The following is a 21826-nucleotide window of genomic DNA, read 5'->3' as shown; positions in this document are numbered from 1 at the left end:
TTAGGGTTTACTGAATAAATCTAAAAACCTTCTGAAAATCGGTAAAACACCACACCCACCAAGAAACTTTTTCAGTAAACCCCAATTAGCAGTAGTGCCAGATTAATTTCTTAGCTAGGATAGGCAAGAGGCAGCTGGAAAAAATTCTCCTGTCTCCTGTCATGGCTGCTGGCAGTAATTTTGCCGGCATCTGATATTCAAACTCAAGCAACTATGTGTCAACTTTTAGGCATGAATTGTAATGTCCCCACGGATATCTGTTTTTCCTTTGAGGGATTTTGTGCGCGGGGAGGAAAAACCGACGAACATCGAGACGGTTGGGGAATTGCTTTTTTTGAGGGTTTAGGTTGTCGAACTTTTATTGATGTTAAACCCTCGATCGCTTCTCCGATTGCGGAATTAATTAAAAACTATCCCATCCATTCTACCAATGTTATCGCCCATATTCGCAAAGCCACCCAAGGAGAAATTAAACTAGAAAACTGTCATCCTTTTCGGCGGGAATTGTGGGGAAAATATTGGGTTTTTGCCCATAATGGTAATTTAGAAAATTTCTCACCTGCTGTGGGAGATTTTTATCAACCGGTTGGGGAGACGGATTCGGAAAGAGCTTTTTGTTTAATTCTTAATACCCTACGAGAGACTTTTCCCCAGGGCAAACCTTCCCTAGAACAACTCTATCAAGTCCTAAAAACTATCACAAACTCTATCGCTTGTCAAGGTATTTTTAATTATCTTTTATCCGATGGTGAACATTTTTTTGCCTATTGTTCAACGAAATTAAGCTATATAATCCGTCAGTATCCTTTTGCCGATGCTCATTTAATTGATGAAGATGTGAGCGTTGATTTTCAAGCTTTAGCGCGTCCGAGCGATCAAGTGGCAATTATTGCCACTACTCCCTTAACTGATAATGAAGTTTGGACAACGATTAATTCAGGAGAATTATTAGTTTTTCAGGAGGGCGCAGCAATTTTAATTTAATCTTACCAGTGGTCACTTTGTCGAGATTTTTCTAAGTCAATTAAATGAGTTTTTAACCCTAACCAGTCTAATTGATTGGCGAGGCAATCTGACCCAATTTTTCCCGCTTCTAGATAAATAACTCGCTCGGCAAATTCCTCTAAAAAATCTAGTTGATGATTGACCATAATTATCGTCATTGAACTTTGATTATTTAATACTTCTAATAACCTGCTGGCCGTGCCTGTATCTAGAGCAGAGGTGGGTTCATCTAATAACAGTATGGTCGGTTCTAACAGCAAAGCTCTGGTAATTGCCACTAATTGTCTTTGTCCTAAAGATAATTCTAACTCCCCGCGCTCAAACCACTGTTCGGGAATTTTTAATAGGGATGTCCAACGGTCAATTCTCTGATTAATTTCCGCAGGTGTAAGTTTTTTTAATTGCAGAGGATAAGCGAGAGCATCTCGAACATTCATCCCTAATAACTTCGACTCTTGTAGCAATAAAACTATCTGTTGTCGCAGGGAAATAACTGGTATTTCCTTAATCGATTTACCCTGAAAATAAATATTTCCCGTGCTTGGTTCTTGCAAACGATTTAACAATCGTAAAAGAGTCGTTTTTCCTGCCCCAGATGCTCCGACAATAGCTAACTTTTCTCCTTGCTTGATGCTAAAAGTAATATCTTCTAACAGATAAGCACTGCCCTGTCGAATAGCTAAATTTACTTGCTGTAGTTCTAAAATCAAGAGATTTTCCTTACTTAGTTCAAATTTATTATATAATGAAAATAGCCCAATGAGTTCGGCAGGTATTTTCCATGGTTAGTCAAGTTAACAAAACCGAGATTATCTACCCTGAGAGCGACGGTAAACCGATGGCAGATAATACTAAACAATTTCACTGGATAGTAACGATTAAGCAGAATATCGACTGGTTATATATCGATGATCCCCAGGTATTTGTAGCGGGGGATCTGTTATGGTATCCCGTGCAAGGCCAGCCGAAAATTGCTGCCGCTCCTGATACGATGGTAGTATTTGGCAGACCGAAAGGCGATCGAGGTTCCTACAAACAATGGCAAGAAGATAATCTTGCTCCTCAAGTCGTCTTTGAGATTCTTTCTCCTAGTAACACCTCCATCGAAATGGCTAAAAAATTGCTATTTTATGATCGCTATGGAGTCCAAGAATACTACGTCTATGATCCCGATGATAATAGTCTAGAAGCTTGGCAGCGAATTGGTGACAGTTTAGACAGTGTTAGTGAGGTTAATAATTGGGTGAGTCCCCGTTTAGGCATTCGTTTTGACCTAACTGACGAGTTAAAAATTTATCGTCCTGATGGTACTCAATTCTTGTCCTACAGCGAAATTAATGAACTACTGGAACAGGAAAAGCAACGGGCAGAAAATGAACGCCAACGGGCTGAAAATGAACGCCAACGGGCTGAACAGGCTAATCAGCAGTTAGTAGAAATGGAGGCAAAACTGCAAAAATATCGTCAACTTTTTGGGGAATTACCTAACTAAAATTTGAACTAGCGACGGGAGTATAACGAAAAAAGAGGACTGGTTAGTCCTCTTAACAAGATTAGTTTTCGCTAAATGTTAAACACAGAATGATTGCCAGGCCTAGTAGGCTAGACCCATGCTGCGGGTGGTTTCTGCTCCGAGATAAACCCGAATGCTTAAGAAATCCGTCGGACAAGCGGTTTCGCAACGTTTGCAACCAATACAGTCTTCCGTGCGGGGGGAAGAGGCAATCTGGGCAGCTTTACAGCCATCCCAGGGGACCATTTCCAGCACGTCGAGGGGACAAGCCCGAACGCATTGGGTGCAACCGATACAGGTATCGTAAATTTTAACGCTATGAGACATTGAATTATGACTCCTTACCGAGTGTTCTCCATGTTAAATTTCGGGTTTATCGGTTAGTTTACCCTACAGCGATCTGTTCATCGCTCGATCGGTGACATAACTTTAAACTCTGTAACACTTGGGGCCAAATTGCGATCGCTATTCGCATCTCGGCTAATCCTAAAATAGCCTTAAAGAATTGCTTGCCGGGGTTACGGAGGGAACCGAAAAAGGTAATCTGGATCGCAAGATAATTTATTTCGTTTGCCAGTATGACAGAAATAGCGATCGAATCGATCCTACAGGAAAATCGGCTGTTTCCCCCCAGTGCCGAATTTGCTCAGAATGCCACCATTAAAAGCCTTGAAGAATACCAGCAACTCTACGCCAAAGCTAAGGCCGATCCCCAGGCTTTTTGGTCCCAATTAGCCGAAAAAGAACTACATTGGTTTGAAAAATGGTCAGAGACTCTTGACTGGCAGCCCCCCTTTGCTAAATGGTTCGTCAACGGCAAGATTAATATTTGTTACAACTGTATTGACAGACATCTCACCACTTGGAGACGTAATAAAGCCGCCATCATCTGGGAAGGAGAACCAGGGGACAGCCGCACCATTACCTACGAACAGCTACACCGAGAAGTGTGTCAATTTGCCAACGCTTTAAAGGAATTAGGCGTTAAAAAAGGCGATGTGGTCGGAATTTATCTGCCAATGATTCCCGAAGCGGCCATCGCCATGTTAGCCTGTGCCAGAATTGGCGCGCCCCACAGTGTCGTTTTTGGCGGATTTAGTGCCGATGCTTTGCGTGATCGTCTTAATGATGCGGCCGCTAAGGTGGTAATCACTGCCGATGGTGGTTTCCGCAAGGATAAAGTCGTTGCTCTCAAGGAACAGGTGGATCTGGCTCTAACAGATAATAGCGCCCCCAGTGTGGAAAAAGTTCTCGTTGTCCAGCGCAGCAAGGAACCCATCAATATGGTTGCCGATCGCGATTACTGGTGGCATGATCTACAAAAACAGGTATCTGCTAATTGTCCGGCCGAACCCATGGATAGTGAAGATATGTTATTTATCCTCTATACCAGTGGTTCCACCGGCAAACCGAAAGGAGTCGTCCACACCACCGGCGGTTATAATCTCTACACCCATGTCACCAGCAAATGGATTTTTGACCTGAAAGACACCGATGTTTACTGGTGTACTGCCGATGTGGGTTGGATTACCGGCCATAGTTATATCGTTTACGGACCCCTTTCTAATGGTGCAACGACGGTGATGTATGAAGGGGTTCCCCGTCCCTCTAATTTAGGCTGTTTTTGGGATGTAATCGAGAAATATCGCGTTAATATCTTTTATACTGCTCCCACTGCTATCCGCGCTTTTATCAAAATGGGGGAAGATATTCCCAATAGCCGGGATCTATCCTCTTTGCGCTTACTGGGAACCGTGGGAGAACCGATTAACCCGGAAGCGTGGATGTGGTATCACCGGGTTATCGGTAAGGAAAAATGTCCGATTGTCGATACTTGGTGGCAAACGGAAACCGGGGGAATTATGATTACTCCCTTACCCGGGGCAATTGCCACCAAACCGGGGTCAGCAACCCTCCCTTTTCCAGGTATTATCGCCGCGGTGGTGGACCTAGAGGGCAATCCCACCCATGCGAATGAGGGGGGTTATCTGGTGGTCAAACATCCCTGGCCCGGTATGATGCGAACAGTCTATAAAAATCCCGATCGCTTCCGTAATACCTACTGGGAACAGATCGCCCCCAAAGATGGCCAATATCTCTATTTTGCTGGGGATGGTAGTCGTCAGGACGAGGACGGTTATTTCTGGGTCATGGGGCGCGTTGATGACGTGATTAGCGTTTCTGGCCACCGTTTAGGGACAATGGAGATCGAATCAGCTTTAGTATCTCATCCCGCAGTAGCAGAGGCGGCTGTGGTGGGACGACCGGATGAAATTAAAGGGGAAGAAGTCTATGCTTTTGTGACTCTCGAGGGGCATTATGAAGCGAGTCAGGAGTTAGCGCAAGCATTAAAGGATCACGTTGTCAAGGAAATTGGCATTATTGCTCGACCGGGAGAAATCCGTTTTACCGATGTACTGCCCAAAACGCGATCGGGTAAAATTATGCGTCGTCTCTTGCGAACTTTAGCATCAGGTCAAGAGATTTCCGGTGATACTTCTACTCTAGAAGATCGATCGGTTTTGGACAAATTGCGCCAAGGTGCCTAATTTAATTACTGGTTTTTCCTAGCAGTTAGGGTGAGAAATAAGAGTTAATCTTATCTCACTCTAACGGGAGTGATTCGCTGAACATATTTGCTCAAGCAGCAAATCTATGGCTAATAATAATCCTCTCTAAAAGGTATGTGATAAGTTTAGATTATCTACAAGCGATCAATCTTTGTGTCCTTTGTGTCTTTGTGGTTCGTTCCAGTTGATCTCGCGTAGCGAGCGCGTTGCGACCGCCAGCAGCAATGTATCCTATAATATATTTTACCCACCGAACCCAAGAGATCCGATCGTACTTCATGTTTATAAGAAAGGCTATAATAATAAAAATAAGAGCGAAGGGAAATTATAGGAGTTGAATCAATGACCACCACCACTGCTACGGATAATGATTTAAAAAGACTAGAAGATTTAATCCTCAATGGACAGAAGATAATCGAACATCGATTCAACGAGATCGACAATCGACTCACTACCATGGACAATCGACTCACTACCATGGACAATCGACTCACTACCATGGACAATCGACTCACTACCATGGACAATCGACTCACTACCATAGAAACTCGACTCATTGAGGTGGACAATCGACTCACTACCGTGGAAACTCGACTCACTACCGTGGAAACTCGACTCACTACCGTGGAAACTCGACTGATTGAGGTGGACAATCGATTGAAGGTGATCGAGAATGGACAAGCGGAAATAAAAGCTGATGTCAAAAATCTTCAAAAAGATACTACCGACTTAAAGATTGAACTCACGGAAGTTAAAGGGGATATTAAAACTCTTGATAGTAAATTTGATGACATGAATAAACGCTTAGAGAAAGTCGAAGGAACCCAAAAAAATCAAATTTGGACATTGATAACTGTTTTAAGTGGTTCTCTACTAGCCGTGGGATTTAGAAGTTTTTTTATCGACAATAATCCCTAATCACAGTAATCGGCAATTGTCCAGTGACTCTTAGATTATTACATACATATCAACAACCGCCTGTAAGCATTCCACTAAAAAGCTAATGCTTTCCAGAGTTTGGGTGGTTCTAAACACCAAAAGCTAGTATATAAATGATAAAATCACCAGTAAAGCCCGATTTTAGCCAAGAGTTTCCCCTTAAAAATCCCAACTTGGTAGATTTACAAAAATGAGATGCACTCTAACAAACCCTGCTATAAGATTAAAAAACAAAATTATTTTCCAGCAGTTATGGTGACAGATCATCGCATTCCCTCCGCAGCAGCGCCCCTAGTGGGTGTAATTATGGGCAGTGATTCCGACTTACCCACCATGAAAGAAGCGATCGCAGTTTTAGAGGTTTTTCAGATTAGCCACGAAGTCGCCATCGTCTCGGCCCATCGTACCCCCGAAAAAATGTTTGAATACGCCAAAAACGCTCATTTAAGGGGAATAAAAGTGATTATCGCCGGAGCCGGCGGCGCTGCCCATTTACCCGGGATGGTGGCATCTCTAACTCCCTTACCCGTGATTGGAGTTCCCGTAGTCACGCGCACTTTACAAGGGTTAGACTCTCTCTATTCAATTGTACAGATGCCCGCAGGCATTCCCGTAGCTACAGTGGCGATCGGTAATGCCAAAAATGCCGGACTTTTAGCGGTTCAAATTCTCGCCACTGGTAATACTGATCTTTTAGAGGAAGTTATCGCCTATCGTCAATCCCTCACCGATTCCGTCCTCGAAAAACAAAGCAATCTTCAACGACTAGGCTATCAAGACTATCTAGGGCAGAGTTCACCTAAGTAGGGTAGATTGAGAAAAGATTAAGTAACAAATTATGAAGTAATTATGCGTTGGATCACCGCTTGTGTATTGAGTCTATTACTCTTTTTTGCCCTACCCATAGCGGCCTATGCCGATAGCCCGACTATTAGCGAAGAACAGATGAGAGAAGGGGAAGTTATCGCCGAAAAAGCCCTAGAAGCCACAGAAAAAGGGGATTACACCCAGGCCGAGAACTATTGGACCCAATTAGTCGCCAAATTCCCCACTAATCCCGCCGTCTGGAGTAATCGCGGTAATGCCAGAGTCAGTCTCAATAAATTAGAGGATGCGATCGCCGATTTTAACCAAGCGATCGCCATTGCCCCCGATGCCCCCGATCCCTACCTCAATCGCGGCACCGCTTTAGAAGGAGAAGGCAAATATCAAGAAGCGATCGCCGATTATAATAAAGTTTTAGAACTAGCCCCCAATGATGCCTTTGCCTATAACAATCGCGGCAACGCTGAGGGCGGTTTAGGGGATTGGGAAGCCGCCGTCAAAGACTATCGCCAAGCTACCCAACTAGCCCCGAATTTTGCCTGGGCGCAAGCTAATCTGGCCCTGGCCCTGTACGAATTGGGCAGATATCCAGAAGCAGTCCAAAAAATGCGGAATATTGCCCGCAAATACCCCATGTTCCCCGATGTCAGAGCCGCCTTAACCGCCGTTTTATGGACCCAAGGACAACAGGGAGAAGCGGAAAGCAATTGGGTAGCCGCCGTCGGCATGGATACCCGCTATCAAGACCTCGATTGGGTAAAAAGCGTGCGCCGTTGGCCGCCAAATATGGTTCTAGCCTTAGATAAGTTTCTTAACTTAAAGTAAAAAATGACTAAATAGTAACTTTTCTAGCAGTAGCGGGGCTGGGAGTCCAATTATCCTGAAATCAGTCATTAAGATACAATTGAGGCCTGATAGTTCCATTCTCCTCGATCGAATAACCAGGCTCTGGAAAGGAAAAGGAATAGCTAGAGCCGGCCGATGGCCCAATGCTATAATCCAATCACAGGGATAGATTGGACTCTATCAGTATCCGCCGCTACTGTACACCTTAAATCTTAGCCAGAATGCCAGATTTACACTTGCTTAATTCTCATCCACAGGCCCTAGAAACCGCCTTCATCGCCACTGCCGACCGGTCTTTTTCCTCCCCTCTATCCCTTGACCTCGCCAGAATTAATCAACGTTTTGACTCCGCTAACGCTGCAGAAATCGTCGCTTGGGCCGCGGCCACCTTTGGGGAAGGTTTGGTGATGAGTACCAGTTTCGGCATTCAGGCGGCAGTAATGTTGCACCTCGTCACCGCAATTATCCCCGATATTCCGATTATTTGGATCGATACCGGCTATCTTCCCCCGGAAACCTATCAATTTGCCGAAGACTTAAGCCAACGCCTCCATTTAAACCTGAAAGTTTATCAATCTCCCCTCAGTCCCGCCCGCATGGAAGCAATCCACGGTAAACTGTGGTCAAATAACGATATCGACTCCCTCAATCTCTACGACAAAATCCGCAAGGTGGAGCCGATGCAACGGGCCCTGAAGGAATTAAAGGCCACCGCTTGGTTAGCGGGTTTGCGTCGCGACCAAACCGACCACCGCAAAACTCTCCAATGGGTCAATCAACAGGGCGAACGTTACAAAATATTACCGATCCTTGACTGGAATGCCAAAACCATCTACGACTATCTGACTAAATACGATCTTCCCTACCATCCCTATTTTGATCTGGGTTATGTCTCCGTCGGCGATTGGCACTCCAGTCGGCCTTTAACCGCCGATGATAGCAACGAACGAGACACCCGTTTCAAGGGTTTAAAACAAGAATGCGGTCTTCATTTGCCCTTAACCCCCGCAGAAGCACAAAGTCTCGACGCAAGCTCCCTATAACTGCCGGGGTGGGAAAATTGCCGGTGCGATCGGTTCCTAGACGTTGGACAATGGTTATTGATTATTAATCTCCCATTAACCATGGCTATTTTAGAAAGTTTTCTCGAAGTCGGCTCTCTCAAGTGGTTCTATCGACAGGTTAACCCCGCTCAACAACCGGATACAACCCCCGTGATCCTACTCCATGGTTTACCCGCCCATGGCTATATTTGGCGGGAATTATTGACCAGTTTAGAAGAATATAACATTAATGCCATTGCCCCCGATTGGATCGGTTCCGGTTTATCCGCTAAACCCGATGCCAGAGATTTCGCCTACACACCTAGCGCTTTTTGTCAAGCTTTGGCCGATTTTATTCAAGCTCTCCAATTGCCGAAAATCTCCCTCATTGTCCAGGGTTTTTTAGCCTCCGTCGGGTTACAATACGCCCTAGAAAATCCTGATAAAATTGAGCGCTTGATCGTTTTAAATACTCCCCTCTCCAGTGATGTTAAATTACCCTGGATAATGAAACAATGGGGGATACCTTTCCTCGGAGATATGGCGACTCAAGACCCCTTATTAGTCGATCGTACTTTAGAAACCGGTAGCGGTTTTGTGATTAGTGATGCAGATCTGGCTATTTTCCGTCAACCCTATCTAAAAACTTCGGCAGTGGGTCGCGCTTTAGGGGCCACGATTCGCAATTTAAACCTATCAAAAACCATGGCAGAAATTGAGACAGGTTTAGAGAACTTTGAAAAACCTATCCTTTTTGTCTGGGGAATGGGGGACCCTTGGTTATCTTCTGTCACTGTCGAAAAATTAGCCACTAAATCAGGAGTGGAATTAATCTCCCTCGCAGAAGCGAAACACTATCCCCAAGAACATTGGTCAAAGGAAATTAATCCCCAGATTATTAATTTTCTCGGACGCAAAACCTAAACCTCGATACTTTCTGGGAATTGATAGCAAAATCTCCCTAGAAAGTATTGATCAAGTCACCCTTAGTATATCACTGTAGTTCTGCACTGGCCACAGCCTATGGAAAGACTAGCTTTAGGAAGGATAAATATAACAAATAATCCCCCAGATATTAATAATTTAACCGATTGGGAGCGAGTTAAATCGATGGGTGATCTAGAAATCGAGGCTAATGCTTTGTCAGATCCCGATGCGCTCCCTTTTGATGATGATTGGGAAAATGCGGAGATCATTTCTGCTTACAATAAATTAACATCTCAATAATTGCTAAAACTGATAATTGTCTCAGGGTTACTTGTTATGAAAGTTTAATAGACTGTTGTTCAAGAAAATAGTGATAAAATTTTTTGTTAGCTCAAAACAATAAGCAGATAATAATTTGATAGTAATCATTCCACGTTATCCTCAAATCGAATTACTTAATATTGATTATTTGAACCATATTTTCAAGTCTATGTATATAGTCCTGATGATATCTCCATGCTTCTAAAATACTTTGTAATAATTCATCTTTTGAAAAACAACCAGAATCAGCTACATCTTCAATTTGTCTGATTAGATCATCTTCTAACTCCAATTCTAGCATACTCACTTGTTTTGTTGTGTCTGCCATACTTTTATCTATCTAAAAGTTGATGGAACTATCATACCATAGGAACTCAGCACTGTGGTATCTATTAAACCCCACATTACACCCATTGCTATGCCTTGCATATGTGTATATGTAATACCACCTACTAAATACCCTATTATACCCCCTGTTACACCTAAGCATGAATAAAACCTAAGATTGTTTTGGTTAAAATTTGCGAAAAATAGCCTTTTAATAACAAATAAATCGATAAGTCGATCATATTTGACCTATTGCACCCATTAAGTACCGTCAGGACTCGTTTATGTTGACTTAACATATCTGGTGTAATTGCTTGACATATCTAGTGTAATTGCTTGACATATCTAGTGTAATTAGGGTTGACATATCTAGTGTAATTAGGGTAAGATGGGATACTGTGACTTAGGATGCTAGGTTTCTCAAGGAAGACTATTATGTACATCTATAAGAAAGGACGATGACAACCCTTAAATCAAACTGTAGGGTCAATTCATGAATTGACCCTACTATAGCCCTCGATGGCAAAAATAGCTCTTCTCGACCTTACAGATACTTGAATATCCGTAAGAATGCCTATGTCCACGGTGCTGCTGGTAAACGCGATCAGTAGCTGGTCTGAGAGGATGAGCAGCCACTTAAGAATGCTTATGTCCATGGTGCTGCTGGTAACGATACCCTTAATGGTAGTAAGGACGGCAATGATACATTCAATGGTAAAAATGGCTCTTCTCGACCTTACAGATAACACCATCGATACAATCCATTCACTGAATTAACAAAAAAAAATGGCTACCAGACAATTTCGAGTAAATCTTAGTCAAAAGGACTCTGAATATCTTAAAGAAATAGCTAAAGAGCTAGACTTAACAGAGTCTGAAGTAATTCGTAAAGGATTAAAACTCATGGCTTTATATGCTAAAACTGAGACGGAGGAAGATACTCAATTAATACTTCAAAAAGGTAATGAACAGAGACCACTACTAATTGTTTAGTTATGACCAGTGATTCAAAAAATGAGACAGAGGAAGTTAACAACCCAAAAGATCCCAGCGCTTCTTTGGTTCTTCCAACTGAGAGGAACTCTGTGCGTCATAATCTAAAGAAGAATCAGGATGGTTATCATTTAGACAATGAAGTATCCGAATTTGGTAAACCAGCTACAGCTATATCACCCTCAGACCAAAGACATAATTTTAATACTAAAGTAGCTGGTTCCTTAGCAAGGTGGCTTTGGATTGGATTGTTAGTCACTGCTGGTTTACAAATTGGTTCTATTTGTTTCATTTCTTTTGCTTCTCTTGGAATTTTTAATTTAAATATAAATTTGAAAGCTATCGAAGAACAAGAAGTACAAAGTAGAGTGGATAAAGCGGCAACCCTAATTAATGATTCTTCTAAGACAATTTATACTTTTTTAGGGCCAATAGCTACAGCAGTCACCGCCTTTTATTTTAGTGGTTTGGGTAGTTCGTCGAAAACTAACGATGAAAACTCTGAAAATGAAAAAAATGAATAGAACTTTTAAAAAAACACGAAAAAATCTCTCCCATTGGTAATTTTAGTACAAAGGCCAGAAATCTCAACCCCAGAAACCTTTCCTCCCCACTTTCCTATACTTTTAAAGTGGAAGAAAGTTTTAGCTTAATTAATCTGGCTACAGGCCTGTTTTTGTCGTTTCTAAATACCCCTGATAACTTGACCGGAACTGTTCGATCGATAGGTTCTTTGTCCAATATTCTACCAGAGCATGACCCCAGGCCCAGGCTTCCCTGTCGGCAGTGCTAGAATTTTCTAATAGTATTGGCCAAAGTGCCAATAAATCAAAACTTTTATTCTCCGTATTTAAGAGAGAAGAAAGCTCGTAGGCCATCTGTAATTTACCGATCGCTACTGGTAATTGTTCCACAGGAATTTGTTCAGCTAAAAGATAGGCTAAAGTCGGTCTTCCTGTGGCTAAAGTGGAGATAAAACCTAGAATAGGACTTTTTAATAGGGCCGTTAAACCTTGTCCCGTGGCCATCTGTAAAGTATAGCGATCGATTATTTTCGCCGCTGCCAGGGTTCGAGTTTCTAAATCCGCTAAAAAACGGGCTAAACGCAACTGTTTTGCGGGTGAAATTGCCCCCAGCAAAGCGATGGATAACTCCTCATCCCCCCAAGCTTCTCTATCCGGCTGTTGACTGACCATCGGCAAAATGCGATCGCAGAGATCCTCGAATAATTCCGCCCGATACTGCAAGCATTCGCGGATATTGACTTCTTTAGGACTTTCTCCCGTCAGCCAATTATAGGGGGGTTGCCACTCTCGCAGCGGACGCAGGCGATCGACTTGAGAAACACAGACTATAACTGGTAAATTGTCAATAGTTTGTTGCAAATCTTTAAGAAAAGCCTCATCCATGGCCAGGGCGGGATCGAGGGCAGGGGTGACAAGAATTAATAAATCGGCGTTTTTGGCATAATTTAGAACTTTTTGCCGATAATCAGCCCGATTTGACTGTTCATAGCCTGGGGTATCCCAGAGGACTAACTCGTCCCCTTCTGGGGTTTGCCAATGGTAGGATTGAATCGCATCGGTACTAGGCAATAGATCCACTTGGGCTAAATCGGCCCGAAAGAGAGTATTGATCAAACTGCTTTTGCCGGCCCCGGTGCGTCCAACCAGCAGAATGTTAACCGGTTGGCGATCGATTTCCGTGATCGGTTCAGCTTGGGCGAGAATTTCCTTGAGAGTAGTGGTGGCGATTTTGGTCTTGGTGGGGAGAGTGGGGGCGAGATTACTGCCACTGTAGAGTAACACCGCTTGGCGAGAGAGATTTCTCAGGGCATTTTCCCGCAAAACTTGCCCTAAATTGACTAATAATTGCTGATCTGCTCGATCGCTGTACTTTTGACTGGCCACTTTAGCCACAGCCGCAGCGGGATTGATTACCCATTGCGCCCAATTCCAGACCTGCCAAAGTTTCTGGGCCGAGGGTTGCAATTTTTGATAAACTTCGTAGGCCTGATAGGCTTGGCCGATGGAGATTTGATTCAAGGCCGGGGAAAGATTCTGCATCCAGCGATCGCTATCATCTACGGTTCCCCGAATTAAACCGTAGGCCTGGGGAATGTAAATATTTAATAAGGGGTACTTGACATCGGGGTAATAGATCTGAGCGATGGCACTGACCAAATCCTGACAGCGTTGCCAAAAAGTCGCCCAATCTTCCCAAACAGGGCGATCATTGCGGGCCTCGACGATAATCCTCTCGATAATTTCCTCGACATTTCCCCCGGAATCACCGTCAGGAGGGGTTAATTCTGCCTTAATTTCCCCAATAGTGGCTTCAATTTCCCCGACCACTGGGCGCGTCCATTTGACCAACAGGAAGCGCCAAGCAACAAAAATCAGGGTAAAAACTGCCCAAATCCAATTTAAACCCCATTGATTGATCTGGACACTGGCGGCCACGATCAGAAAGATGACCACAGCGGCGATCGGAACTGTTAAAATTAACCCTTGCCAAGTTTTTAACCGTAACATTGCTCGATCTGGTTTTTTTCCATCCTACCGGAAGTTACCCCCTACAGCTGAACTTACCCCATACATATCTACTACAAGAGCCAAAAACTCTTAAGTATCTAAGCAAAATTAATCACACATTTCGATAAAGCTTTTGCCTATTGCCTGTCTTCACTAGGAAATTTATTTTGCATGACTACTTATCTATCAATGGATGCACCCATTAACTTTTTTTAGCGTATCCATGTAATTTGTAACATTTTTATCGGAAACTCAAAATCTTTAAAATCTTGGCTCTACCGAATCTGTCATGTGAAAATATTAACAACTCATGCTTGTAGAGCTTGTACAGCAAGGCTTTGAGTTTTTGTTAGATTGATATTTATCAACTTTAGAGCATTGCTGGACAGAGAGGGAGCTTGGGGAATTTTCTACAGTGTAAGTTCGGAAGAACCAAAATCTTATCCTGTAAATATCGGAATCATCGTCGAAGATATAATTTAAGAGTTAACCTGATTTATAACTGTAATTTAGGCATAGGTATAACAACTTCTTAAAAGTTGCCAAACATTAATCAAGTCAAGGGAAATTTATTATCAATTATAAAAATTGAGATATTTTGTGCTACTTAAACAAATAATTTTTGATACCAAATTCCTTGGATATAGGAGGGAGCATCTCACTTACGCGATGAGTAATTATACTTAGCTTAAAAGCCACTCTTAATCGTGTCTTGGAACGAAATAGAGGCTTTTAAAGACCGCGTACATGGAGAATTAAAACAAGAATTACCCTCGAAAAGCCTATTTTTCTACTAAGTATTTATGCTTATTGCAAAGGTGAGATGCTCCCATATAGGATGCATATTAGGAGAGGCAAAAGGTACAATAAAGAATCAGTTTTTAATAACCAGATTTAGGGTAATCACCCAATTAAAGCATATCTAAAAAGTTTTGATTCAAAATAAAAACTTCAGGTTTTTATTCAGCTTAAGTGTAACAACTAGAGGAGTTTTCACACTTTGTGGCACAATTAAACCTTTGCCAATTAAACTTTTCAACATCAATAATGTAACGCTTGCGAATAGGAACCGCTATAACTAATTTTTGGGAGAAAATTAGTTAGCCTATCACTATAACATATAAGTAATTTGCAACAGCTCTATTGATAAAGCGCAAAAACATCCCATTAATCTTGTGGTTAAAACCGAGCAGACTTGCGAGGAAATTTTAGAAAAAGTTGCAGAGCAAGCTAAGATAAGACACAAGATCAGGGCAATTGTCGAAAGATATCTAGAATCTGTAGAGGAAGTGATCAATATTCCCGAATTAATCAACCGTTTTGAGCGGGTTTTAGCTCAAGGTAAAGGAGGAGCGGTAATTGCAGAAATGGTTTTACAGAGCCAGATTGAGTTTAACCTAGAATCAGAGCCATAAAGATATCTAACTCCCCATCTAAACTAGAATAGAAAGATAGGAAAGCGATCGAAATTAGAATGACGACCGAAATTGAAAAAGAACTAGAAAACAGCGAAGCCGTCCTTGAAAAACGGCGAAATTTTGCCATTATCTCCCACCCTGACGCGGGAAAAACTACCCTGACCGAAAAACTGTTACTATACGGGGGTGCAATCCATCAAGCGGGTGCAGTCAAAGCAAGACGCGACCAACGCAAAGCCACTTCCGACTGGATGGAAATGGAAAAACAACGGGGAATTTCGATTACTTCCACGGTTTTACAGTTCGACTATCGTGATTTTCAGATTAATCTCCTCGATACTCCCGGCCACCAAGATTTTAGCGAAGATACCTATCGTACCCTAGCCGCTGCCGATAATGCGGTGATGTTAATCGACGCGGCCAAAGGTTTGGAACCCCAAACGAGAAAACTCTTTGAAGTGTGCAAACTGCGCCAGTTACCCATCTTTACCTTTGTTAACAAAATGGATCGCCCCGGCCGCGAACCTCTAGATTTATTGGACGAAATCGAGCGAGAATTAGGATTACAAACCTATCCCGTCAATTGGCCGATCGGAATTGGCGATCGCTTTCGGGGAGTTTTTGATCGTGCCACCCAGACCATACACCTGTTTGAACGTCGCTCCCACGGCTCTCAGGAGGCGCAGGAAACCGTGATCGAGCTTGGCGACTCCAAAATTGAGGATTATCTCGAAAAAGACCTGTATTACCAGTTAAAAGAGGATATAGAACTGCTCTCGGAATTGGGTGCAGAATTGGATTTGCCAGCAGTTCACGCGGGAGAAATGACCCCGATCTTTTTTGGTAGCGCCATGACCAATTTTGGGGTGAAATTATTCCTAGAATCCTTCCTCGACTATGGATTACTACCCAGAGGACGCAATTCCTCCCTCGGTGTCCTTGATCCCACCTATCCCGATTTCACCGGTTTTGTCTTCAAACTGCAAGCAAACATGGACCCCAAACATCGGGACAGGGTAGCCTTTGTGCGGGTATGTACGGGGAAATTTGAGAAGGATATGGTAGTAAACCACGCTAGAACTGGTAAAACTATCCGTTTATCCCGTCCTCAGAAACTTTTTGCCCAAGATCGCGCAGTTATTGAAGAAGCTTATCCCGGAGATGTGATCGGATTGAATAACCCCGGGGTCTTTGCGATCGGTGATACGATTTATATGGGTAAAAAGCTCGAATACGAAGGTATTCCCTGTTTTTCTCCGGAATTATTCGCCTATCTCAGAAATCCTAACCCTTCCAAGTTCAAACAGTTTCAAAAAGGAGTCTCGGAATTACAGGAAGAAGGGGCCGTACAGATATTATCCTCGATCGATGAATTTAAACGCGACCCGATTTTAGCCGCTGTCGGTCAATTACAGTTTGAAGTGGTGCAATTCCGTCTTTTAAGCGAGTACGGAGTCGAAACTACTCTCGAACCCCTAGCCTATAGTTTAGCCCGTTGGGTAGCCGGGGGGTGGGCTGCTTTAGAAAAAGCCGGTAAACTCTTTAACACTTTAACTGTCAAAGATTATTGGGGTCGTCCCGTCTTATTATTCAAAAATGAGTGGAATTTACAGCAAGTTAAAGAAGATCATCCCTCTTTGCAATTAAACTCGATCGCACCAGTAGGATCGGGAGTAGAACCGCAATCCTAACCATTAATCCCCCAAGACAATTGCCGAACTGGTCAGGACAAGATAGCGACCCCCCAGACAACTACACTAAAGTAGAAATGGTCAGAAAGTCTCGATCTTTCCTAACACTCGGATGTCTCAAAGCACTATCGTTGACGAGTCCCTCACCATTAGAAAAATTCCTGCTGTCAATTCCCGAATTAATCCCTGTTTAATTCGCTTTTGTTATTTTCTGGGAAATTATCTAGTTTTACCAGCTTTTTTCAGCAAAATAACGGTGACGGGCCGGGAAAATATTCCCCTAACGGGAGGTGTCATCTTGGCACCTACCCATCGGTCTCGTTGGGATGCCTTGATTTTACCCTACGCAGTGGGACGTTTAGTTAGTGGACGGGATTTGCGCTTTATGGTTTCCGCTAACGAGATGAAAGGGGTACAAGGTTGGTTTATCCGACGTTTGGGGGGTTTTCCCGTCAACACCGATCACCCCGGTATGGGTAGTCTGGTGCATAGTGTCGAACTTTTGGCCGCGGGGGAAATGGTGGCGATTTTTCCGGAAGGGGGTATCTGTCGCGATCAACTGGTTCATCCCCTTAAACCGGGAGTAGCGCGGATTGCGTTGGAAGTCAAGACGATGAAACCCGATACCGATATCAAGATTTTGCCAGTAAGCATTAGTTATAATCAGCCTTACCCCGGATGGGGAAGTGAAGCGACAGTAAATATCGGTCAAGGGATTAATGTGCTTGATTATCAACAAAATTCGCTAAAACGGGAAACTGTCCGCTTAACCAAAACCTTGAGCGATCGCCTAAAACTTCTCCACGAGGATCAATCCCCTTAATCAGCTGTTGACTATCTACCGCAAAAGTGAAAATTATTGTTTTAACTATTTTTCAGCAAAAAAGGGGCTTTTCTAGTTTAAATAAATAATACTAAATCTGGTTATTAGTCCATGAGTAGAAAACGGGTTTCTCGGAGAAACCCGTTTTCTGTGCGTTACTCAACGGATTTAGTATAACATCTTGGTTTTTGCTGCTTCTGGCTCCTAAATACTGCCTCGGAAACCCTTCATATCCGTGAAAATGTCCGATGGTTGCAGGGGGTCTAATGATAGAATGGGCATCAGCGAAAGTAGTTTGTGAGCGAAGTGATCCGATGCAGTTCCAAATCCAGCCAGACAGTGAAATCCCCGCCTCTAAGCAATTATTTGACCAAATTCGCTTCGCTATCGCCTCTCGTCAATATCCACCGGGCCATCGTTTACCTAGTACCCGTCAACTAGCTATGATCACGGGATTACACCGTAATACGATAAGTAAAATTTATCAACAACTGGAAGACGATGGGTTAGTAGAATCCATAGCAGGTTCGGGGATTTATGTCAAGGCTCGCAGGCATGAAAGCGATAATTTATCCGGTTCGCCCCTATTGGAACAAAATCCAGAAATAGGCCGACTAATTCACCAGAGTTTAGCTAGTTTTCTCGCTCAAGGTTTAACTTTAGAGCAAATTCGCGAGTTATTACTGGCGGAAATCGATTGGCGATCGCAGTGTAGTTCTCAAGTTCTTGTCACCATTCCCCGTCACGATTTGGGTGCAGGAGAACTAATGTTGAGAGAATTAGAGCAATCCCTCAAAATTCCCGTCCAATTAGTGGCAATGGAGGATTTAGCCCAAGTTTTAGCCAATACTAAATCTGCCACTGTTGTCACCAGTCGCTATTTTATCAGTGTGGCGGAGGAAATTGCTGCTCCTTTTCACCTGCGAGTCATTCCCATCGATATCTACGATTACAGCAAAGAATTGGCATTAATCAAAAAATTACCCACCGATAGCCGTTTAGGAATTGTCAGTATTAGCACTGGTATTATTAAGGTGGCCGAAATTTTAATTCATAGTTTACGGGGCGATGATTTATTAGTTATGTCCGCTCAAATTCATGAAACGGATAAGTTAAGAGTTTTAGCCAGAACCTCCCAGACAATTATCAGTGATCAAGCGAGTTATACTTTAATTAAAAATCTGATTAAGGAAGTGCGATCGGATTTAATTCGTCTGCCAGAAATTATCTGTAGTGATAATTATATTGGGGATAAATCAATTCAATTGCTCAGACGAGAATTAGGATTAGGTGGTTAAGTAGGGTCTGCTGAAAAAGTTTTTCGTGGGGGTTGCATCTTGTCCCGTCTCAACAAGCAATTTAAATTAGGAACAGCTTACCTCATGAGAGTAGCAAATTTCCTAAAAAAGCAAAAAGGGAAATATATTCCCTTTTTCTAGCTTTTATGGACTCATATCCTAAACGGTTTCGGGTTTAACACCTCTTTGGTCGAGAACTTTCTGTAATTCAGCTTCGTCGGTTTTGGTCAAAGAAGTGCGTAACACTTTACCTCCGTAGGGGGCCACTTCATCGAGGACCTTATCGGGGGTAACTTTTTGGACGAGAACAAAGAGAGCAGAGGTGCTGGGCTGCAGGGTTTCTCCCAATTCGCGCATAAAATTGTCATCCACACCGATATCACTTAAAGCACCTCCCAAAGCACCACCGGCAGCACCGAGGACGGCCCCTAATAAAGGGGATAAAAAGAGTATTCCGATTAATAACCCCCAGAAACTGCCACTAGCGGCTCCTGCTGCCGTTAAATTGACTGCTTGCTTGAGTTTAATCTGGCCATCTTTGTTTTTAACCACTACGGCAGCATCTTCTAATTCGATGAGATGTTCCTGTTGCAGTTTAGCCAAAGTTAAACGAACTTCTTCCGCTTTAAATTCGTCCTCATAGGCGATGACAAATAGATCAGCCATAGTTTTTCCTCGATTATTAGCAAATAAAACCTTTATACACTACTTTTGCCGGATTAAAAAGTTTGAGGTATCGGAGAATACCGAAAACCATGACGATTAGGTGTCATAGATACGCGCTTCAAAAGCATCGGGATTTTCTTGACAGTATTCCTCAAAGTAGGTTTTTTCTGGTTTTTTAGCGCGTTGGTGTGCCAATTCTGCCTGTAATTCCTCAACAACATCCCAAGCTGCGGCACAATCGGGAGAATTTCCGCCTTTTTCCGCACAGACTGCCCGGGCAATATCTCTAGCTTTGATAATCTCCGCTTCTAAATCAAGACTGCGGGGCTTTTCGACGGCGTTACCTTTATGGAGAATGTCACTAACAGAGATAACACCGAGCAAACCGCCTTTAATTACCGGTGCGAAACGAATACCGGTATTAGCAAATAAGCGGGCCACATATTCAACACCGAGGTCGGGATTAATCACGATGCAGGGTTTGCTCATCACTTCGTAGACGCGCACTTTTTGCGGATCTTGACCGAAAGCGACGACTTTATAGACAATATCGGTTTCAGTGATAATTCCGTAGGCATCTTCATCGTGACGGCGATCGACAATGAGAGTTCTAATGTTCTTTTCTCTCATCAATTGCACCGCTTTGGCAACGGTTTCAGAACCTTTAATCTTGGCCACCTCCGTGGTCATAATTTCAGCTGCTTTCATAGTCATATTTGGAGAAGTTAAGTTGTGCCTTTGTTATTTTAAGGTATATCCTTGTCAAAAATCAAAGAATCTCATCTGGCAAGATTTCTAGTTCCAAGGACGCAAAAAATAAGAAACTAACATCAAACAGCCGACAATATTCCCCAGCAATAAGCGGGCCACCTTGAAATAGTTATCTTTGGTATAATACTGGGCTAACAGGATCAAGAATGGAATAGCTGTAGCTGTATAGCGAGTCGAATAATAATGGGTAATTCTAAAAGCTGTGGCGGCAACTATGATCACGGCAACATTTAAAAATAGAAATTTACTATCTTTATTGTGATCTCGGCAATTGTTGAGGCTGGCAATCAGAAAAAGAATGCCAAAGGCAAGTAGACAGGAGGAAGCTAAATAGAAAAAGAAACTTAGCCAAGTAGGATCGGGAATAATTTTCTTGAAAACGTGGTAGGCTGGACGAATAGAAAGGATTTTAAAGAGAGCGTTGCCTAGGCAGCTGCTGAACAGGACAGATATTATTATCACCTTATTCAAGCTGAACCATTTGGGAGCGAGGATAAATAATAAAAGACCGGTGTAGGCAAAGGAAAGAAATCCGTTTACCAGAGAATATCCAGAAGATAATGAACTTTGACCAGGGGGAACTAATCCACCCCACACGCTAAAAACAATAGCGGGTAAAATTCCAGAAGTTAACCAGCATAATAGTAAAGGTTGCCAAGATTTTTTTGAGGAACTAATTGTTAGTATTGGCAAGATAAATACTAAAACGAGAAAAGTTTGTCTGCCTAGGATTGCCATCCCTAAACATAATCCGCTCATAGCGGCTATTCCTAAGCTCATTTGCTGGTTATCTTCAATTTTTTCTAGAGCTATAAATATCAAGAAAACTGCTAAGGTTGCCAGGAGCATAGCAGGGATTTCCGTGAGAGCCATGCCCGTAATCACCCAAATCATCGGTAGGCCCATAATTGTCAAACTAGAGACCAGTGGCTGGGGAATTTTGAAAATTTTTTGCAGGGTTAAACTCAGGACTAAAATTAACAGTAATAAAAGAAGAATATTAACCAATCTAATGGCAGGAGCTTCCAAATTGGTCAAGGGCTGAAAGATATCATGAATTATCGGGTATAAGGGACCTGGGGCTGATTGTCCTGTACCGCGTAAGAATCGATAGGATAAACCGTATTGATTTAATAAATCTACTAACGGTAAGTGATAAACTTCATCATAAACGAGAGCATGGGGAGAAAGAAGTACACAGGCCAATAAAACCACAAAACCAGTGAAATTGACCAGGACACTTGCTAGTTGAGCGGGATTAAAATCCTTAGTCATTTTCAACATATTCATAATTTTGTGTCGAGGAAATTACTTTC

At 42.8% G+C, this 21826-nt stretch carries 22 protein-coding genes and 1 pseudogene; 16 read left to right on the top strand and 7 right to left on the bottom strand.

The genetic code is table 11. The features are described from left to right. The first annotated feature begins 213 nt into the window (after window positions 1-213). On the top strand, window positions 214-984 hold the full coding sequence (locus tag ACE3JL_RS13975) for a class II glutamine amidotransferase (RefSeq protein ID WP_375327739.1): 771 nt from the start codon (window positions 214-216) through the stop codon (window positions 982-984). A gap of 2 nt (window positions 985-986) precedes the next feature. On the opposite strand, the gene ACE3JL_RS13970 is transcribed toward ACE3JL_RS13975, so the two are convergent. After that, window positions 987-1715: an ATP-binding cassette domain-containing protein gene (locus tag ACE3JL_RS13970; protein ID WP_271988902.1), complete on the bottom strand. Its 729-nt coding sequence runs from the start codon at window positions 1713-1715 to the stop codon at window positions 987-989. Between the two features lie 71 nt (window positions 1716-1786). Between ACE3JL_RS13970 and ACE3JL_RS13965 the strand changes: the two genes are divergently transcribed. Beyond that, window positions 1787-2497, top strand: a complete 711-nt coding sequence (locus ACE3JL_RS13965) for a Uma2 family endonuclease (RefSeq protein ID WP_375327738.1) — start codon at window positions 1787-1789, stop codon at window positions 2495-2497. A gap of 102 nt (window positions 2498-2599) precedes the next feature. Here the strand turns inward: ACE3JL_RS13965 and psaC are convergent, their stop codons facing one another. Next, complete coding sequence (psaC, locus tag ACE3JL_RS13960; protein ID WP_002734319.1) at window positions 2600-2845, bottom strand: photosystem I iron-sulfur center protein PsaC; 246 nt, start codon at window positions 2843-2845, stop codon at window positions 2600-2602. A gap of 251 nt (window positions 2846-3096) precedes the next feature. On the opposite strand from psaC, the gene acs reads away from it, so the two are divergent. From acs to ACE3JL_RS13925, 7 genes are all read left to right on the top strand, one after another. Continuing rightward, window positions 3097-5067 (top strand): acetate--CoA ligase, encoded by a 1971-nt coding sequence (acs, locus tag ACE3JL_RS13955; RefSeq protein ID WP_375327737.1) that lies wholly within the window; start codon window positions 3097-3099, stop codon window positions 5065-5067. 363 nt (window positions 5068-5430) lie between these two features. Next, window positions 5431-6006, top strand: a complete 576-nt coding sequence (locus ACE3JL_RS13950; protein ID WP_271988899.1) for a hypothetical protein — start codon at window positions 5431-5433, stop codon at window positions 6004-6006. 273 nt (window positions 6007-6279) lie between these two features. Further along, on the top strand, window positions 6280-6834 hold the full coding sequence (gene purE, locus ACE3JL_RS13945; RefSeq protein WP_271988915.1) for a 5-(carboxyamino)imidazole ribonucleotide mutase: 555 nt from the start codon (window positions 6280-6282) through the stop codon (window positions 6832-6834). Window positions 6835-6876: 42 nt separating this feature from the next. Continuing rightward, window positions 6877-7677 (top strand): tetratricopeptide repeat protein, encoded by an 801-nt coding sequence (locus ACE3JL_RS13940; RefSeq protein WP_271988898.1) that lies wholly within the window; start codon window positions 6877-6879, stop codon window positions 7675-7677. A gap of 242 nt (window positions 7678-7919) precedes the next feature. Further along, a complete protein-coding gene (gene cysH / locus ACE3JL_RS13935; protein ID WP_271988897.1) occupies window positions 7920-8741 on the top strand; it encodes a phosphoadenosine phosphosulfate reductase in 822 nt (273 codons plus the stop codon). Window positions 8742-8798: 57 nt separating this feature from the next. Then, entirely contained in the window at window positions 8799-9665 is an 867-nt protein-coding gene (locus ACE3JL_RS13930) for an alpha/beta fold hydrolase (protein WP_375327736.1), read from the top strand. Between the two features lie 99 nt (window positions 9666-9764). Then, a complete protein-coding gene (locus ACE3JL_RS13925; protein ID WP_271988895.1) occupies window positions 9765-9968 on the top strand; it encodes a hypothetical protein in 204 nt (67 codons plus the stop codon). Window positions 9969-10119: 151 nt separating this feature from the next. On the opposite strand, the gene ACE3JL_RS13920 is transcribed toward ACE3JL_RS13925, so the two are convergent. Then, window positions 10120-10317 carry a hypothetical protein gene (locus tag ACE3JL_RS13920; RefSeq protein WP_002787366.1) on the bottom strand — a complete coding sequence of 66 codons (198 nt, stop codon included), beginning with the start codon at window positions 10315-10317 and terminating at the stop codon, window positions 10120-10122. Window positions 10318-11102: 785 nt separating this feature from the next. Here ACE3JL_RS13920 and ACE3JL_RS13915 point away from each other — a divergent pair. Both ACE3JL_RS13915 and ACE3JL_RS13910 read left to right on the top strand, forming a co-directional pair. Next, window positions 11103-11309 (top strand): hypothetical protein, encoded by a 207-nt coding sequence (locus tag ACE3JL_RS13915; RefSeq protein ID WP_002762605.1) that lies wholly within the window; start codon window positions 11103-11105, stop codon window positions 11307-11309. A 2-nt stretch (window positions 11310-11311) separates the two neighbouring features. After that, complete coding sequence (locus tag ACE3JL_RS13910; protein WP_375327735.1) at window positions 11312-11833, top strand: hypothetical protein; 522 nt, start codon at window positions 11312-11314, stop codon at window positions 11831-11833. Window positions 11834-11971: 138 nt separating this feature from the next. On the opposite strand, the gene ACE3JL_RS13905 is transcribed toward ACE3JL_RS13910, so the two are convergent. After that, on the bottom strand, window positions 11972-13843 hold the full coding sequence (locus tag ACE3JL_RS13905) for a GTPase family protein (RefSeq protein ID WP_375327734.1): 1872 nt from the start codon (window positions 13841-13843) through the stop codon (window positions 11972-11974). A gap of 434 nt (window positions 13844-14277) precedes the next feature. On the opposite strand from ACE3JL_RS13905, the pseudogene ACE3JL_RS13900 reads away from it, so the two are divergent. The 5 genes and pseudogenes from ACE3JL_RS13900 to ACE3JL_RS13880 all read left to right on the top strand — a co-directional run. Continuing rightward, window positions 14278-14379 (top strand): annotated as a pseudogene (locus ACE3JL_RS13900) (IS5/IS1182 family transposase); the annotation flags it as partial. Window positions 14380-15018: 639 nt separating this feature from the next. Then, window positions 15019-15258 carry a hypothetical protein gene (locus ACE3JL_RS13895; RefSeq protein WP_375327733.1) on the top strand — a complete coding sequence of 80 codons (240 nt, stop codon included), beginning with the start codon at window positions 15019-15021 and terminating at the stop codon, window positions 15256-15258. 59 nt (window positions 15259-15317) lie between these two features. Continuing rightward, a complete protein-coding gene (gene prfC / locus ACE3JL_RS13890; RefSeq protein ID WP_375327732.1) occupies window positions 15318-16952 on the top strand; it encodes a peptide chain release factor 3 in 1635 nt (544 codons plus the stop codon). 112 nt (window positions 16953-17064) lie between these two features. Beyond that, a complete protein-coding gene (locus ACE3JL_RS13885; RefSeq protein WP_375327731.1) occupies window positions 17065-17775 on the top strand; it encodes a lysophospholipid acyltransferase family protein in 711 nt (236 codons plus the stop codon). A gap of 266 nt (window positions 17776-18041) precedes the next feature. Then, window positions 18042-19073: a GntR family transcriptional regulator gene (locus ACE3JL_RS13880; RefSeq protein ID WP_271988914.1), complete on the top strand. Its 1032-nt coding sequence runs from the start codon at window positions 18042-18044 to the stop codon at window positions 19071-19073. Between the two features lie 159 nt (window positions 19074-19232). Here the strand turns inward: ACE3JL_RS13880 and ACE3JL_RS13875 are convergent, their stop codons facing one another. The 3 genes from ACE3JL_RS13875 to ACE3JL_RS13865 all read right to left on the bottom strand — a co-directional run bounded on the left by ACE3JL_RS13875 (window position 19233) and on the right by ACE3JL_RS13865 (window position 21800). After that, the gene (locus ACE3JL_RS13875; protein ID WP_002764962.1) at window positions 19233-19739 is read right to left on the bottom strand and encodes a DUF1269 domain-containing protein; all 507 of its coding nucleotides are present in this window, start codon (window positions 19737-19739) and stop codon (window positions 19233-19235) included. A gap of 96 nt (window positions 19740-19835) precedes the next feature. Then, complete coding sequence (locus ACE3JL_RS13870; protein ID WP_036388153.1) at window positions 19836-20453, bottom strand: CP12 domain-containing protein; 618 nt, start codon at window positions 20451-20453, stop codon at window positions 19836-19838. 81 nt (window positions 20454-20534) lie between these two features. Then, the gene (locus ACE3JL_RS13865; RefSeq protein WP_271988888.1) at window positions 20535-21800 is read right to left on the bottom strand and encodes a glycosyltransferase family 39 protein; all 1266 of its coding nucleotides are present in this window, start codon (window positions 21798-21800) and stop codon (window positions 20535-20537) included. Window positions 21801-21826: the final 26 nt, after the last annotated feature.

This window comes from Microcystis sp. BLCC-F210 (genome assembly GCF_042134685.1).
Classification (GTDB): Bacteria; Cyanobacteriota; Cyanobacteriia; order Cyanobacteriales; family Microcystaceae; genus Microcystis; species Microcystis aeruginosa_D.
The sequence above is the reverse complement of the archived record's forward strand: the minus strand, read 5'-3'. Positions and strand labels throughout refer to the sequence as shown.

Excerpts from the sequence above, each read along its gene's own strand:
- ACE3JL_RS13915 (WP_002762605.1), top strand. The coding sequence starts at position 11,103 with ATGGCTACCAGACAATTTCGAGTAAATCTTAGTCAAAAGGACTCTGAA.
- psaC (WP_002734319.1), bottom strand. The coding sequence starts at position 2,845 with ATGTCTCATAGCGTTAAAATTTACGATACCTGTATCGGTTGCACCCAA.
- ACE3JL_RS13910 (WP_375327735.1), top strand. The coding sequence starts at position 11,312 with ATGACCAGTGATTCAAAAAATGAGACAGAGGAAGTTAACAACCCAAAA.
- ACE3JL_RS13965 (WP_375327738.1), top strand. The coding sequence starts at position 1,787 with ATGGTTAGTCAAGTTAACAAAACCGAGATTATCTACCCTGAGAGCGAC.
- ACE3JL_RS13920 (WP_002787366.1), bottom strand. The coding sequence starts at position 10,317 with ATGGCAGACACAACAAAACAAGTGAGTATGCTAGAATTGGAGTTAGAA.
- ACE3JL_RS13925 (WP_271988895.1), top strand. The coding sequence starts at position 9,765 with ATGGAAAGACTAGCTTTAGGAAGGATAAATATAACAAATAATCCCCCA.
- ACE3JL_RS13950 (WP_271988899.1), top strand. The coding sequence starts at position 5,431 with ATGACCACCACCACTGCTACGGATAATGATTTAAAAAGACTAGAAGAT.
- ACE3JL_RS13885 (WP_375327731.1), top strand. The coding sequence starts at position 17,065 with ATGTCTCAAAGCACTATCGTTGACGAGTCCCTCACCATTAGAAAAATT.
- ACE3JL_RS13880 (WP_271988914.1), top strand. The coding sequence starts at position 18,042 with ATGATAGAATGGGCATCAGCGAAAGTAGTTTGTGAGCGAAGTGATCCG.
- prfC (WP_375327732.1), top strand. The coding sequence starts at position 15,318 with ATGACGACCGAAATTGAAAAAGAACTAGAAAACAGCGAAGCCGTCCTT.
- cysH (WP_271988897.1), top strand. The coding sequence starts at position 7,920 with ATGCCAGATTTACACTTGCTTAATTCTCATCCACAGGCCCTAGAAACC.
- ACE3JL_RS13905 (WP_375327734.1), bottom strand. The coding sequence starts at position 13,843 with ATGTTACGGTTAAAAACTTGGCAAGGGTTAATTTTAACAGTTCCGATC.
- ACE3JL_RS13875 (WP_002764962.1), bottom strand. The coding sequence starts at position 19,739 with ATGGCTGATCTATTTGTCATCGCCTATGAGGACGAATTTAAAGCGGAA.
- ACE3JL_RS13940 (WP_271988898.1), top strand. The coding sequence starts at position 6,877 with ATGCGTTGGATCACCGCTTGTGTATTGAGTCTATTACTCTTTTTTGCC.
- purE (WP_271988915.1), top strand. The coding sequence starts at position 6,280 with ATGGTGACAGATCATCGCATTCCCTCCGCAGCAGCGCCCCTAGTGGGT.
- ACE3JL_RS13975 (WP_375327739.1), top strand. The coding sequence starts at position 214 with ATGTGTCAACTTTTAGGCATGAATTGTAATGTCCCCACGGATATCTGT.
- acs (WP_375327737.1), top strand. The coding sequence starts at position 3,097 with ATGACAGAAATAGCGATCGAATCGATCCTACAGGAAAATCGGCTGTTT.
- ACE3JL_RS13870 (WP_036388153.1), bottom strand. The coding sequence starts at position 20,453 with ATGACTATGAAAGCAGCTGAAATTATGACCACGGAGGTGGCCAAGATT.
- ACE3JL_RS13865 (WP_271988888.1), bottom strand. The coding sequence starts at position 21,800 with ATGAATATGTTGAAAATGACTAAGGATTTTAATCCCGCTCAACTAGCA.